The sequence below is a fragment of the Enterococcus sp. AZ197 genome, assembly GCF_050556405.1.
GTDB classification, from domain to species: Bacteria; Bacillota; Bacilli; order Lactobacillales; family Enterococcaceae; genus Enterococcus; species Enterococcus faecalis.
The window spans coordinates 2,115,663-2,131,029 of sequence record NZ_CP187873.1; the positions used below are offsets into that span (position 1 = coordinate 2,115,663).

Annotated in this window: 14 protein-coding genes; 6 read left to right on the plus strand and 8 right to left on the minus strand. The window is 36.6% G+C overall.

The features are described from left to right. Position 1: 1 nt before the first annotated feature. The 7 genes from IGK82_RS10135 to groES form a co-directional block, all read right to left on the minus strand. Positions 2 to 1,486, minus strand: coding sequence for a nicotinate phosphoribosyltransferase (locus IGK82_RS10135; RefSeq protein WP_002356538.1), 1,485 nt, complete (start codon positions 1,484 to 1,486; stop codon positions 2 to 4). A gap of 77 nt (positions 1,487 to 1,563) precedes the next feature. Further along, positions 1,564 to 1,974 carry a GtrA family protein gene (locus IGK82_RS10140; RefSeq protein WP_002356537.1) on the minus strand — a complete coding sequence of 137 codons (411 nt, stop codon included), beginning with the start codon at positions 1,972 to 1,974 and terminating at the stop codon, positions 1,564 to 1,566. Positions 1,975 to 2,192: 218 nt separating this feature from the next. Next, positions 2,193 to 3,740 carry a glucosaminidase domain-containing protein gene (locus IGK82_RS10145; protein ID WP_016622324.1) on the minus strand — a complete coding sequence of 516 codons (1,548 nt, stop codon included), beginning with the start codon at positions 3,738 to 3,740 and terminating at the stop codon, positions 2,193 to 2,195. A gap of 16 nt (positions 3,741 to 3,756) precedes the next feature. Then, positions 3,757 to 4,467, minus strand: coding sequence for a hypothetical protein (locus tag IGK82_RS10150; RefSeq protein ID WP_010709848.1), 711 nt, complete (start codon positions 4,465 to 4,467; stop codon positions 3,757 to 3,759). A gap of 23 nt (positions 4,468 to 4,490) precedes the next feature. Further along, on the minus strand, positions 4,491 to 5,210 hold the full coding sequence (locus tag IGK82_RS10155) for a response regulator transcription factor (RefSeq protein WP_002356534.1): 720 nt from the start codon (positions 5,208 to 5,210) through the stop codon (positions 4,491 to 4,493). A gap of 302 nt (positions 5,211 to 5,512) precedes the next feature. Next, positions 5,513 to 7,138, minus strand: coding sequence for a chaperonin GroEL (gene groL / locus IGK82_RS10160; RefSeq protein WP_002362559.1), 1,626 nt, complete (start codon positions 7,136 to 7,138; stop codon positions 5,513 to 5,515). Positions 7,139 to 7,195: 57 nt separating this feature from the next. Continuing rightward, positions 7,196 to 7,480, minus strand: a complete 285-nt coding sequence (groES, locus tag IGK82_RS10165; protein WP_002356531.1) for a co-chaperone GroES — start codon at positions 7,478 to 7,480, stop codon at positions 7,196 to 7,198. A 232-nt stretch (positions 7,481 to 7,712) separates the two neighbouring features. Here groES and IGK82_RS10170 point away from each other — a divergent pair, with 232 nt between their 5' ends. Both IGK82_RS10170 and IGK82_RS10175 read left to right on the plus strand, forming a co-directional pair. Beyond that, a complete protein-coding gene (locus tag IGK82_RS10170) occupies positions 7,713 to 7,889 on the plus strand; it encodes a hypothetical protein (protein WP_002356530.1) in 177 nt (58 codons plus the stop codon). Positions 7,890 to 7,907: 18 nt separating this feature from the next. Beyond that, a complete protein-coding gene (locus IGK82_RS10175) occupies positions 7,908 to 8,561 on the plus strand; it encodes a CPBP family intramembrane glutamic endopeptidase (protein ID WP_010709849.1) in 654 nt (217 codons plus the stop codon). 42 nt (positions 8,562 to 8,603) lie between these two features. Here the strand turns inward: IGK82_RS10175 and IGK82_RS10180 are convergent, their stop codons facing one another. Then, entirely contained in the window at positions 8,604 to 9,254 is a 651-nt protein-coding gene (locus IGK82_RS10180; RefSeq protein WP_002356528.1) for a redox-sensing transcriptional repressor Rex, read from the minus strand. A gap of 213 nt (positions 9,255 to 9,467) precedes the next feature. On the opposite strand from IGK82_RS10180, the gene IGK82_RS10185 reads away from it, so the two are divergent. The 4 genes from IGK82_RS10185 (at position 9,468) to IGK82_RS10200 (ending at position 15,155) form a co-directional block, all read left to right on the plus strand. Then, on the plus strand, positions 9,468 to 11,414 hold the full coding sequence (locus tag IGK82_RS10185; RefSeq protein WP_002394106.1) for an ABC-F family ATP-binding cassette domain-containing protein: 1,947 nt from the start codon (positions 9,468 to 9,470) through the stop codon (positions 11,412 to 11,414). 14 nt (positions 11,415 to 11,428) lie between these two features. After that, on the plus strand, positions 11,429 to 12,061 hold the full coding sequence (locus tag IGK82_RS10190; RefSeq protein ID WP_002356525.1) for a GntR family transcriptional regulator: 633 nt from the start codon (positions 11,429 to 11,431) through the stop codon (positions 12,059 to 12,061). A gap of 201 nt (positions 12,062 to 12,262) precedes the next feature. After that, positions 12,263 to 13,453, plus strand: coding sequence for a quaternary amine ABC transporter ATP-binding protein (locus IGK82_RS10195; protein WP_002388977.1), 1,191 nt, complete (start codon positions 12,263 to 12,265; stop codon positions 13,451 to 13,453). Next, positions 13,446 to 15,155 (plus strand): ABC transporter permease/substrate binding protein, encoded by a 1,710-nt coding sequence (locus IGK82_RS10200; protein ID WP_002394107.1) that lies wholly within the window; start codon positions 13,446 to 13,448, stop codon positions 15,153 to 15,155. Before IGK82_RS10195 ends, IGK82_RS10200 begins: the two co-directional genes overlap by 8 nt. Positions 15,156 to 15,367 lie beyond the last annotated feature (212 nt).

Genomic DNA, 15,367 nt, shown 5'->3' on the forward strand with positions numbered 1-15,367 from the left:
TCTAGGCCTCCTTATTCACCGTTTCCGTTAAATGTTTAACGTCTTTACGCACTTTTTCCAATAAATTCATTTTGTGGTTCCAACAATCTGTTGAAAGGTCCACTGGATATTTTTGCGGATTCAAGTCCCGCTTGTATTCTTCCCAAAGTGAATCTAAATTTTCTTTTGCATATTGTTTAATTTCATCTAAAGTTGGTAATTCATACACACGTTTTCCTTCAACGAAAATATCTTGGAGTACTGGCCGTGCTTCAAAATCACGGACATACTTATTAATAAAGGTATGAACGGGATGGAACATATAAATTTCTTCTTCTTGGCGAGGATCTTCGTTCCAAAGTGTCACATAGTCCCCTTCTGACTTTTTATCAGATTTACGTGTAATGCGCCAGACTTGTTTTTTTCCTGGTGTTGTCACTTTTTCAGCATTGCTAGATAGTTTAATGGTATCTTTCATTTGACCATCTTCACCTTCAATTGAAACTAATTTAAACACCGCTCCTAAAGCCGGTTGATCATAGGCGGTAATCAGCTTGGTACCAACACCCCATACATCAATTTTTGATTTTTGCATTTTTAGATTCAAAATCGTATTTTCATCTAAATCATTCGATGCATAAATTTTTGCTTCAGTAAAGCCAGCTTCGTCCAGTTGTTCACGAACTCGTTTAGAAATATAAGCCATATCGCCACTATCAATCCGCACACCTAGGAAATTAATTTTATCACCCATTTCTCGAGCTACTCGAATTGCGCTTGGCACTCCCGCTTTCAAAGTATCATACGTATCAACAAGGAAAACGCAATCCCGATGTGTTTTGGCATACGCCATGAATGCTTCATAATCATTTCCATACGACTGAACCAATGAATGGGCATGAGTCCCACTAACCGGAATACCAAAAATTTTACCAGCACGAACATTACTTGTCGCGTCCGCCCCACCAATATAGGCGGCTCTTGTGCCCCAAATGGCAGCATCTAATTCTTGTGCCCGGCGTGTTCCAAATTCCAATAAAGGATCATCGCCTATCACGGATTTAATTCGAGCCGCTTTTGTCGCAATTAATGTTTGGAAATTCACCATATTTAGCAAGGCAGTTTCTACCAATTGACATTGTGCCAAAGGACCTTCAATTTGAATTAACGGTTCATTATTAAAAACCAAATCCCCTTCTAAAGCAGAGCGTACAGTACATTTAAATTCAAAATTTGCTAAATACGTCAAGAAATCTTCTGGATATTCTTCAACTTCTCGGAGATATGCAATATCAGATTCTGTGAACGTTAAATTTTCGAGATAATTGACTAAACGTTCTAAACCTGCAAAAATTGCGTAGCCATGATTAAAGGGCATCTCTCTAAAGTAACATTCAAAAACAGCATGTAAATCTGCTCTCCCTAATTCCCAGTATGTTTGCATCATATTGATTTGATACATATCTGTATGCAATGTCAAACTATCATCTGCATATGTATAGTCCATCGTTTTCTACCTCTATTCTTTGTATTAAAAACTTGTTTATATTATAACAAAAAAATTTTTTTTAGCCTAAAATCTGCTTAGACCTCTTTTTCTTTAAAAATGAAAAATTTACTGAAGAAATAATTTAAAATCACTACTACAACTTGTGTAATCATTTTCGCCCAAAACGATGAAAAATGAATGCCATCAATTAGGAGAATCATTAAACCCATATCAGCCACAAAAGATAAAATTCGGTACCAATAAAATAAGCCCATTTCTTTAAAAAAACCAGCTATGCTTTCATGCTTACTTGCGAATACCCAATATTTATTCGTGAAAAAGGCAAATAGAACAGATAAAAACCAACTAATTGTGTTACTTATCTTGTAATCCAGCCCTAACACATTTTGACAAACAAAAAACACAACTAAGTTGACGACAGTCGTTGCACCACCAAAAAATAAATAAGCCAGTACTTCTCGGTATTTACGAAATAATTCTTTCAATTTTCACGCATCCTTTCAACTAATCATTTTATCAAACTTCGGCAAGAAAACCTATCTATTTTGTGTAAAGACACAATTCTCTTGCTAATTTTACTATTTATTAAGTATTTATGAAAAACATAATAAGAGTAGAGGAAAAGTTCATCCATGAATGAACTTACCCTCTACTCTTACTCTAATAATATATTGACTCCATCGACCGATAAGTTAAATCAGCATTAGTCCTTTAGCTTAGGAAGTGCTATCGTTTGTCCTTCGGTTAATACAGAATACGTTAAGTCATTTGCCTGCTTGAGGGCGGTTAAGGAATAGCCCGTTTTTTTTGCAATTTTTGCGAGTGTCTCTCCTCTTTTTACTTCATAATACTCAGTAGACTCTGTTTTTGAGTCATTCGCTTTACCATTTGATTGCTCTGCTGTTTTCAAAGCATTAGTCACCGATTTACTGATTATTAGTGATTGAAGTAACGCTTGTTCTTTCGGTTCTAGAGAAGTCGCCGCTGTATGCTGAGGAATCGTGATCTTTTGGCCAATATAAAACATTTCTTGAGTCTTTGAATTTTGCTTTAAAATGGCTGTTGCTGACACACCAAACGTCTGGCTAATGGTGGCGAGAGAATCTCCTTTGCTTACTTCATAGATGACTGCTTCTTTTTTTAGCTGTTCTTTGACTGCTTCCTTATCAAACGAAGGTTTCTTTTCTTCTGCCAAATTAGTCACTACTGGTTTCTTCTTTTCTTGATCGTATTCAGTTAATTGATAGGTTTCAATCAACGCGTTTAATTTTTTATCGTAATATGTATCCGTTGCATAACGACCTGTTAAAAATTTTGTTGCCTGCTGATAATTCGTCGTGTTTGCTTTCAAAACGCCGTGATAAAACGTTGGATTACCCGCCAGCCCATTGATGATTAATTTACTATAGTCTGTTAATGACTCTTTATAGGAAGGATACTGACGAAAATCGGCATGAATGGTGGTCATCTTCCCTTTACCATCATCTTCTTGTGTGGAAAAGCTGACACTTTGACCTTGATAAGCGCCTTTAATGCCAAACAAATTATAATTTGGCGGCGCCGCTAACGCACTATTGCCCGAGCCACTTTCTAAAATAGCTTGAGCTATCATGACAGAAGCGTATAGACCATGTCGCTGACCAATAACTCGTGCTTCTTCACCGATTTTTATAATAAACTCAGAAGTAGAAGCATTCTCTTGGACAAAAAAATTTGCCTCGGCTTGTTGTTGAATTCCTGCTTGCTTTTCCTTTTCTTGACTATTGTCTACCTCTGAATGTACCAACGGCTCTTTGGTCTTTTCAGTTAATGTAGAATTTTGTGGTTCCTGATTATGAGGCGGCTTTTCAGTGAGTGCTTTACGCTCTTCAGACGCTGGTTGCTCACTTTGTAACGATTCGGTTGGTTTAGTACTAGCAATTGTCTTTTCTTGTGGCGGTAAACTATTTTCAGATTCTGAAGGTTCCACATTATTTTCCTGATGGTCACTGCTGTCATTTTGTATCGAACTTTCTTGTTGTTCAGACGAACTTATTATTGTTTCGTTCAGCGTTGAAGAAGTAAGGGTTCCTTGATCTTGATTGGCTTGGTCCGCTCTTTTTTCTTCCAGCGATAGCTGTCGACTTTCGTCCCTCGTTTCGGTCTCTTCTTGAGCGATTAATGGTTCCGAATTGTAGTAACTGGCGCCCGCATAAATCCCTAAAATTCCAATACATACCAACTTCAAATATCTTGCCTTTCTTTTTTTCATCGCATTTCTCCTTCATTTACCTCTTTATTTCTGCTAATAACTGCTCTATCTGTCGGTACGTTCCTGTTGATTCATTCTTGATTGTCAGCATTTGTTCACAATAAGCTTGGTACTCTCTTGCCACTTGCTTCATGCGTGTTAAAGTTGCTAAACGTTGTTCCATTTCTTCATGAACTGTTGCAACTTGTTGGTTGGCTTGACTAATTGTTTCTTTTGCTTGACGTTTGGCTTCTAATAACACTTCGCCAATTTCTTTTTGAGAAAGCGTAACGGCTGTGTCTAAATTCTCTTCACTGGTCTGTCTCTGTTGCATCTTTTCTTCAGACAATTGTTTCTGTAAAGAAGTGATAGTTGTTTCTTTATCACTTAATGTTTCTTTAACATGTTTAAGTTGAACATCTTTTTCGACTACTTGTTTTTGTAATGCTTCCACTTCATTGGTTTGCATTAATAATTGCTCCGTTAACTTTTTAATGGATTGCTGATATAGTTGATTTTCTTCTTCTAGTTTTTCAACAAAAGAAAATGACTCTTCTGACAGTTCAGTCGGCACTTGTTGCTGGACCTGTTTTACTTTTGCGGATTGCTCTTTTGCATAAACAACCTCGTCATCAAAGCTTGCTTCCTCTGTTACCTTTGGTTGTGCTTTCATCGATTGTTCATTTTCAAAATCCGGCATCTTCTCATACTCCTCATCTTCATTGTTTTTAGTCAAAAATTGCAACATTTGTTTCTCCTCCTTCGTACCTTTTACACCGTTAACATATAGCCTTTTGAGCGAATTGTTTTGATATATTGTGGTTTGTTCACATCTTGTTCAATTTTTTTACGCAAATGGAAAATCACATTAGCGACACGATATTTTCGTTCATTCGCAGTATCTTTCCAGACATTTTTGTAGAGTTCTTCATATGTAATTGTTTGTCCTGCGTGTTTGTATAAATACTCTATTGTGAAAAATTCCAATTTTGTTAAAAGAATTTCTTCTCCACTTCCCAAGCAAACACTCAAATTTGGCGCAATTAAATACAATCTCTCAGAAAGATTCTTAGTAACTGTTTGTTCCTCGTTTGCAATAGCTAATTTAGGATAAAAACGTCTTTTTACACGTTGCAATAAATTACTCATGCTTAACATGCATTCTTGACGATCATAAGAATGATCAAAAACGCCATCTGCACCTAATTGTAAATAAATAATTCGATTGACTTTACTAATTACTTCTGTCCGAGAAAATAACCAAATCGGTAAATCTGACTGCTTGCGAATCGTCATTAATAACTCACAACAAGTATTTACTTGCTGGTGGTCAGTAACTTCAATCACTAATCCATCAATATGGTGCAAATGAAGAAGTATATTTGTTCCTTGGATGATCTGACATTCTACTTGATTACTAACAAACCAATTTTGACAGTATTCTTTTGTTTCAATTGTCAAAGGAACGACACCAATTGTATATTTTTCCATTTTTCCACCTCAATCTTCCTAATATTCCCCTTCAAAATATAATAATTTTTATTTATATTCTATTAATAAATAAAAATTACCAACTACTAGTTTTCAAAAAATGATTGTTATTACTAAATTTTATCGAATAAAAACAAGGCTGTCTAGCTAAAACGAAGCCTTTAAATTATCATCTTTTTTGTTAATTGAGTAAATATTTGAGAAAACACCATAAGCAAAGATATTATTTAGATTATTTATTCTTTATGTAAAAAAAAGCTTACGATTTTTCAATCGTAAGCTTTTAGAATACTTTTTTATTTTTACATCATACCGCCCATGCCCATTGATGGATCCATCATAGGAGCTGGTGCAGCTGGTTCTGGTTTGTCTGCAACAACTGCTTCAGTTGTTAATAATAAAGCTGACACAGAAGCTGCATTTTGTAAGGCAGAACGAGTTACTTTTGTTGGGTCAACAATACCGGCTTCAACCATGTTTACCCATTCACCGTTAGCTGCATTGAATCCGATACCTAAGTCAACATTTTTTAGTTTGTCAACAATCACTGATCCTTCATAACCAGCATTTTCAGCGATTTGACGGATTGGTTCTTCTAATGCACGAACGACAATCTTGATCCCTGTTGCCACATCGCCTTCAGCTTCTAGCGCAGCGACTTTACCAATTACATTGACAAGTGCGGTACCACCACCAGAAACCATGCCTTCTTCTACAGCGGCACGTGTTGCGTTTAATGCATCTTCAATTCGTAATTTTAATTCTTTTAATTCTGTTTCAGTTGCAGCACCGACTTTAACGACAGCAACCCCACCAGCTAATTTAGCTAAACGTTCTTGTAATTTTTCACGATCAAAATCAGACGTTGTTTCGCCGATTTGGTTTTTAATTAAATGAACGCGGGCATCAATGGCTTCTTTTGAACCAGCACCTTCAACAATTGTTGTGTTATCTTTGTCGACAACTACTTTGCTAGCATTTCCTAAGTTTTCAATAGTTGTGTCTTTTAACTCTAACCCTAAGTCGTCAGTGATTACTGTACCACCTGTTAAAATAGCAATATCTTCAAGCATCGCTTTGCGGCGGTCACCAAATCCTGGCGCTTTTACTGCGACAACATTAAATGTACCACGGATTTTGTTCAATACTAATGTTGGTAGAGCTTCCCCATCAACATCATCCGCAATGATCAATAGTGGACGGCTTTGTTGTAGAATTTGTTCTAATAAAGGTAAGATATCTTGAATATTTGAGATTTTTTTGTCGGTAATTAAGATATATGGATTTTCTAAAACAGCTTCCATTTTATCGTTGTCAGTAACCATGTATTGAGATAAATAACCGCGGTCGAATTGCATTCCTTCAACCACATCTAATTCTGTTTCAATCCCTTTTGATTCTTCAATGGTAATTACGCCGTCGTTACCAACTTTTTCCATTGCATCAGCAATTAATTGGCCGACTTTTTCAGAACCTGATGAAACAGCAGCGACTTGTGCAATCGCTTCTTTTGAATCAACTACAGATGAAATATTGTGTAATTCTTCTACTGCTGTTTTTGTTGCTAATTCAATCCCACGGCGAATACCTAATGGGTTAGCTCCAGCAGTTACGTTTTTTAAGCCTTCACGAACAATGGCTTGTGTCAAAACAGTCGCTGTTGTTGTTCCGTCACCAGCAATATCATTCGTTTTAGAAGCAACTTCTGAAACTAATTTTGCGCCCATGTTTTCAAAATGATCTTCCAATTCAATTTCCTTAGCAATTGTTACTCCATCGTTAGTAATCAATGGTGAACCAAATGATTTTTCTAAAACAACGTTACGACCTTTAGGGCCTAATGTCACTTTCACTGTATCTGCTAATACATCTACTCCGCGTAGCATTGCTGCACGTGCATCTTCTGCAAATTTAATCTCTTTTGCCATGATTTCTTCACCTCATAATTTTTTTCTTCTATTATATTATTCTGTAAAAGTTGTTTATTATTCAACAGTGGCAATAATGTCTTTGGCTGATACAATTAAGTATTCTACGCCTTCGTATTTCACTTCTGTTCCTGAATATTTTTCAAACATTACTGTGTCACCAATTTTTACTTCCATCGGAACTTTTGTGCCATTTTCAAGCACACGACCTTCACCTACTGCGATAACTTCACCTGTTTGTGGTTTTTCTTTTGCAACGGATGCAAGAACAATTCCTCCAACAGTTTTTTCTTCTTCTTTCGCGACTCTAATTACGACGCGATCGCCTAATGGTTTTAACACAATAAATCCCTCCAAATAAAAAGTTTTCGCTTATTTTAGCACTCGATACATAAGAGTGCTAACTCACACTATTTATAATACTCATTTCACTCTAAAAATGCAAGTCTTTTCTCTCTTTTTCTTGTCAATTATAAGATACGCATTTTTTATTGAGTATTCTTTTTTCATGGAATGTTTTTCCAATCCTTTAATTCATGGTAAAATAAATTGACTACGATTGGAGGCGAATAAAATGAAACAACGTTTACTTACAGCACTAATAGCAACATTCGTTTATTTTGTGATAGCGAATTTAGGAAATCTTGTTTTCAGTGTCACAGAAGGAATTGTTTCGACACTTTGGGAATCTCTTTTCTTTTTCTTATTCGTTTTTCTTTTATTAGGATATCGCAATAATCGTAAAAAATAATTATAGAAAGGATTAACCATGACCTTAAGAAAATCAAGTTTATTTATTTTAGTCACATACATTATCGCTTTTTTCGGGCCGTTACTTTTTTCGGGTATTTCCCCCAATGCAGCGATTAATGTGACAACTGCTCTCTACATTATTGGCGCCCTTGTAATGATTGGCATCTTTTTAAAAACAACAGAACCTTCTCCTTTAGAGGAAACAGCAACCTTGAAATCACCTATTTTTATTTTTTTACTAGGTGTTAGTGGGATTTTCATTGCCATGCTGATTCAAGGGGTTACTTTTGCCATTGAAGTAGCCATCACAGGAGAACAAGCTACTTCTCAAAATACACAAGCTATTGTAGCGGTGATTTTGGCAAATCCTTTATTTATTTTGGCAACTACTATCGGTGGTCCGATTATGGAAGAATTCGTCTTTCGTTATGCATTTATCCATTTAATCCAGCCTTTTACAAATTTCTGGATTGCGGCTACTGTTAGTTCGGCGATTTTTTCACTCGCACATGCCGATGGTCACTTTTTTGTTTATTTCTTTATGGGATTTTTCTTTGCTCTTTTGTACAAGCAAACTGGAAAAATTTGGACCTCAGTTATTGCCCATTGCGGCATGAATACGATTGTGATTATTGTTCAACTACTTTTGCATAATGGTACAATTCAATAAGAAAAGGGCCTTCGTCTAAACGACTAGGCCCTTTTCTTTTGCTTATTCTTCTTCGTCAATCAATTCGTTGTCATGATGTAAGAAATAAATTAATGTTTGTAATTCGTTGGTTAAGTCAACATTTTGAATTAATACTTCAGGTGGCGCTACTAAACGCGCAGCCGTAAAGTTTAGAATTCCTTTAACCCCTGCTTCGGCAAGTTTGTTCACAACTTCTTGCGCTTTGCGAGCTGGAATAGTTAAAATAGCTACTTCGATTTGTTGAACACGGATTTGTTCCATCATATCTTCCATTGGATAAACCGGAATACCGTCAACAATGCGTCCCACAATATCTTCATTCACATCAAATGCGCAACTTACACGAATACTGTTGCTTTGATGGAATTTGTACTTTAATAAAGCACTTCCTAAATTACCAACCCCGATTAATGCGACATTGGTTAACTCATCTTCATTCAATGTTTTTGCAAAAAAGTTCATTAAGTTTTCAACATCATAGCCGTACCCACGTTTACCTAATTCACCAAAATATGAAAAGTCACGACGAATAGTCGCACTGTCTACTTGTACCGCTTCACTTAATTCAGTTGATGAGACTTTATTTTTTCCTGTATCATGTAACATTCTTAAGTAGCGATAATATAAAGGAAGGCGTCGCGCCGTTGCTTTTGGAATAACTTGATCTTTCACAATTGGACCTCCAATACTTTCACTTAAATCTTATCCATTAACATAATAGCAGTTTTTCACAATAAAAAGCAATTCTATGGCTCAAAAATAGCATTTTTCTTCAAAAGTTTGTGATAAAAGGTATAAACCTTCACAAAGCATTTTTTGATACGTGCTATTTTAGCAGATTTTATGCTACACTAAGGGCAATGAATTTAGAAATGAGGACTACTGATGATTTTATTACAAGCAAATCAAGTTGCCCGGCATTTTGGCTCGGAAACATTGTTTGAAAACATACATTTAGAAATTGCAACAAAAAGTCGGATTGCCTTAGTTGGTCGTAATGGTGCTGGAAAATCGACTTTTTTAAAAATCATTGCAGGCATTGATGCTCCCGATAGCGGAACCATTGCCAAAAATAAAACTGCTACGTTAGGTTATTTAGCTCAAAATACCGGCTTAGAATCAGATAAAACCGTTTGGGAAGAAATGACAAAAGCCTTTGCTGACATCCTAGAAATGGAACAGCGTATGCGAGAATTAGAAACTAAAATTAGTGAAATGGATCCAACCACTTCCGTTTATGAAGGAATTTTAAAAGAGTACGATCAATTGCAACATACGTTTTCTGAAAAAAATGGCTACGGCTATGAAAATGAAATTCGTTCAGTCCTTCACGGCTTTGGCTTTGATGAATCCTTTTACACGAAAGATATTCAAACCTTATCTGGTGGTCAAAAAACCCGGCTTGCATTAGCGAGAATGCTTTTACAAAAACCAGACATTTTAATTCTGGACGAGCCTACAAACCACTTAGATATCGAGACGCTTTCTTGGCTGGAATCTTATTTGCCAAGTTATCCCGGCGCCCTATTAATTGTTTCCCACGATCGTTATTTTTTAGATAAGGTAGTTAATGAAGTTTATGAACTGAGTCGCAAAAAAATGACTCACTACAAAGGAAACTATTCCAAATACTTAGAGTTAAAAGCAGAACAATTAGCCAGTGAATGGAAAGCGTATGAAAAGCAACAAGAAGAAATCAATAAGTTAGAAGATTTCGTTGCCAAAAATCTGGTTCGTGCATCTACAACGAAACGTGCACAAAGTCGCCGAAAAGTATTAGAAAAAATGGACCGTTTAGACCGACCTCAAGGAGATGAAAAATCGGCGCATTTTCTTTTCGATAGTGAAAAAGTCTCGGGAAATGTTGTTTTACAAGTCGAAGATGCCGCCATTGGTTACGACCAAGAACATATTTTATCCGAACCTATTCACTTGGATATTCGTCGCAAAGAAGCCATTGCCTTAGTCGGACCGAACGGAATTGGTAAATCCACTCTCTTGAAATCAATTATTGATCGCATTCCTTTCATTAAAGGAAGTAAAACTTTTGGCACCAATGTTTCTGTAGGTTACTATGACCAAGAGCAAGCCAATTTACATGGCAATAAAACGGTCTTAGCGGAATTATGGGATGAACACCCAACCACACCTGAAAAAGAGATTCGAAGTATTTTAGGCGGCTTTCTCTTCAGTGGAGACGATGTTGAAAAAACGATTCCTTTATTAAGCGGTGGCGAAAAAGCCCGTGTGGCATTAGCAAAATTAGCGATGGATCGTGACAATTTCTTGATTCTCGATGAGCCAACCAACCACTTGGATATCGATAATAAAGAAGTTTTAGAAAATGCGCTGATTGATTATGAAGGAACCATCCTCTTCGTTTCTCATGACCGTTACTTTATCAATCGAATTGCAACAAAAGTTGTTGAGCTTTCTGAAAAGGGCAGCAAACTTTATTTAGGCGACTATGATTATTATTTAGAAAAGAAACAAGAGGAAGAAGAAATCGCTGCCCTCTTAGCTAATGAAGAAGCGGCGAAAAAACCCGAACCAGTTACAGCCAAAAATACCTTTTATCAAAACAAGGAGCAACAAAAATTACTCCGTACTTTGCAAAGAAAAATAACACAAGTCGAAGAAAATCTTGCTCAGTTAGATACGACAATTGCACAATTAGAAGCACAAATGAGTCAACCAGACATTCTAGAAAATCATGTTGAATTGCTGGCTTTAAACCAACAATTAGATGACGCTCGTCAGCAACAAGATGAACTACTTGAGCAATGGGAAAATTTCAGTTTAGAATTAGAAGAAATGGAAAATAACAATTAACGGAGGGATTCACTATGGCTTCCAAAAAAATCAGTTTAACGAAGCCCAAATATCAACAAATCGCCGTTGATGTTGCGGAAAAAATTGCAGAAGGCAAATTACATGTTGGAGATAAAATCCATGCCCGTTCCACCCTAGCTAACCAATACCAAGTGTCGCCAGAAACAGCTCGCAAAGCCATTATCGTTTTAGTCGATTTAGAAATCGTTAAAGCCAAACACGGCAGCGGCTTCTATGTGGCATCAAAAGAAAAAGCACAGGACTTTGTGACACAATATCAAGACGTTCAAACGATTGCTGAAATTAAAGAAGAATTGCTAGATAGCGTAGCGAAACAAAAAGAAGAACTTACTCATTTTTCTAGCATTCTAGATACTCTTGTTGAACAAACAAAGCGTTTTGATTCTTTCAATCCAATGAATCCTTATTCATTAGTTTTAACAGAAGAAGCTGCTTATCTTGAGGCGACGATTAGCGAAATGAATTTTTGGCAAAACACTTCGGCAACGATTATCGCCATCAAACACAAAGAAGAGCTGCTGGTCTCACCTGGTCCATATGCAAAGATTTCGTTGAACGACACACTTTATTTTGTTGGACATGACGAATCAACCTTACAACGAGTGCAGAATTTCTTTTATCCTTAAACAAAAAAGTGACTACTTACCTTGCGGTAAATAGTCACTTTTTTTATTTATTATTTCTATTTTTCATAAAAAACCACTATAAAACCTAGTTAAAACACTGTTTTTCTTCATTTTCAGAAAGATTTTCATCTAATTTGACAAAGTGACAACTTTATAGTAGTCTGATGTAGTCACTTTTTTTTAATGAGGAGGAACAATGATTTGCCAAAAGTAAAAGTAAATCACCTTACCAAGATCTTTGGTAAGAAAACCAAACCGGCACTTGAAATGATTCGTGCCAACAAAAGCAAAACAGAAATTTTAGAAAAAACGGGTGCCACAGTCGGTGTTTATGATGTAAATTTCGAAGTTGAAGAAGGCGAAATTTTCGTTATTATGGGGTTATCAGGAAGTGGGAAATCAACATTAATTCGTTTATTAAATCGTTTGATTGAACCAACTTCAGGAAATATTTATATTGATGGACAAGATATTTCTTCTTTAGATAAAGAAGGATTACGTGAAGTACGTCGAAATAAAATGAGCATGGTTTTCCAAAACTTTGGTCTTTTCCCCCATCGAACTATCTTAGAAAATACGGAATATGGTTTAGAAATTCGTGGTGTTCCTAAAGAAGAACGCCAAGCAAAAGCTGAAAAAGCCTTAGAAAATTCTAGCTTAATTGCTTTTAAAGACCAATTACCAAGTCAATTATCTGGTGGGATGCAACAACGTGTCGGCCTTGCTCGTGCCTTGGCTAACGATCCAGAAATTTTATTAATGGACGAAGCGTTCTCTGCTCTTGATCCGTTAATTCGTCGTGAAATGCAAGACGAACTATTAGATTTACAAGAAAATGTCAAAAAAACCATTATCTTTATCACACATGATTTGAATGAAGCTTTACGAATCGGCGACCGGATTGCTTTGATGAAAGATGGTCAAATTATGCAAATTGGGACTGGAGAAGAAATTTTAACCAACCCAGCTAACGAATATGTGCGAACCTTCGTGGAAGATGTGGATCGTTCAAAAGTCTTAACTGCCCAAAATATTATGGTACCTGCTTTAACTACTAACATTGAAATTGATGGCCCAACTGTTGCTTTAAAACGGATGCGTCAAGAAGAAGTGAGTATGTTACTTGCCGTGGATAAAAAACGCCAACTAAAAGGCGTTGTACGCGCAGAAAAAGCTTTAGAAGCGCGTAAAAACGGGACTTCTCTTGTAGAATGTGTGGATCCAGAAATTCAAACAATCGACAAAGATATGTTAGTGAATGATATTTTTCCACTGATTTATGATGCACAAACGCCTCTTGCTGTGACTGATAACGGCAAACTATTAGGCGTGGTCATCCGTGGTAGCGTACTTGAAGCACTTGCAGAAACAGAGGTGAACGAACATGAATAAGTATCAATTACCTGTCGCGTCTTGGGTTGAAAGTTTTACTGATTGGTTAACTTCAACATTTGCTGGATTATTCAGCTTTTTACAAACAATTGGTCAAAGTGTAATGGACAACATTACTGCCTTACTAACAGCCGTACCACCACTTGTGCTGATCGTGCTATTAACGATTGCTGCTTTCTTTATTTCTAATAAAAAAATTGGCTTAAGTTTATTCACGTTTATCGGCTTAATGTTTATCTATAATCAAAACTTATGGAACGATTTAATGAGTACCGTTACGTTAGTTTTACTTTCTAGTGTTATTTCCATTATCATTGGTGTGCCACTAGGGATTTTAATGGCGAAAAGTGAAAAAGCCAAGAGTATTATTACACCGATTTTGGACTTCATGCAAACAATGCCTGGTTTCGTTTACTTGATTCCAGCCGTTGCATTCTTCGGAATTGGTATGGTTCCTGGGGTCTTCGCCTCTGTTATCTTCGCTTTACCACCAACCGTTCGCTTTACGAACTTAGGAATTCGACAAGTGCCAAATGAACTTGTTGAAGCAGCTGATTCTTACGGTAGTACTGGATGGCAAAAATTATTCAAATTAGAATTACCTTTAGCCAAAAACACGATTATGGCTGGTGTTAACCAAACAACCATGCTAGCTCTATCAATGGTAGTTATTGCTTCAATGATTGGTGCGCCTGGATTAGGACGTGGCGTCCTTTCCGCTTTACAACGTGCACAAGTCGGGAACGGTTTCGTAAATGGTGTGGCTTTAGTTATTTTAGCGATTATCATTGACCGTTTTACTCAACATTTAAATAATAAAAAAGCAGCCCCTAAAGCAGCTGGTGCCACCTCTAAAAAGAAAAAATATGGGATTATTGCAGCGGTTATTGTAATTGTCGCTGGCTTAGTTGGTGCTTCAATTTTTACAACAACAAATGATAAGCAAATTTCCCTTTCTTATGTAGAATGGGATACCGAAGTAGCCTCCACACATGTGGTTGCCGAAGTCTTAAAAGATATGGGATATGATGTTAAAACGACTCCTTTAGATAACGCAATTATGTGGGAATCTGTAGCTAAAGGTGAAACAGATGCCATGGTTGGTGCGTGGCTGCCAGGAACTCACGCAGAGCAATATAAACAATATAAAGATAAATTAGACGACCTTGGTGAAAACCTTAAAGGTGCGAAGCTAGGAATTGTCGTCCCTTCTTATATGGATGTTGATTCTATCGAAGATTTATCTGATCAAGCTGGGAAAAAGATTACTGGAATTGAACCTGGGGCTGGTGTTGTTGCAGCAGCAGAGAAAACTAAAGAAGCTTATCCTAATTTGAAAGATTGGTCTGTTGAAACTTCTTCATCAGGTGCCATGACTGTCGCCTTAGGACAAGCAATTAAAAACAACGAAGACATCGTTATTACTGGCTGGTCTCCTCACTGGATGTTTGCAAAATATGATTTAAAATATTTAGCTGATCCAAAAGGCACTATGGGCGGCGAAGAAGCGATTCACACAATGGCTCGCCAAGGCCTAAAAGAAGATCAACCAGAAGCTTACAAAGTGTTAGATAATTTCCATTGGACAACTAAGGATATGGAATCTGTCATGTTAGAAATTAACGAAGGCAAAGACCCACAAGAAGCTGCACGCGATTGGGTTGATTCACATAAAGACCAAGTAGCAGAATGGAAAAAATAATTCTTAACAAATGACTTCCCCATCTATTAAAAGAGGACGTTGAACAAATTGTTCAACGCCCTCTTTTTTCGCAAAAAAAACCACTCAGTTGGGTAGACTGAGTGGAAAGGAGTTATTTTTACTTGAGGAGTAAAAATGAAAAGTGTTTATGTTGGGTGTTTTGTTGGTATGCTTATATATTAACGAGAACCTGTGAATAATTTGTGACGAAA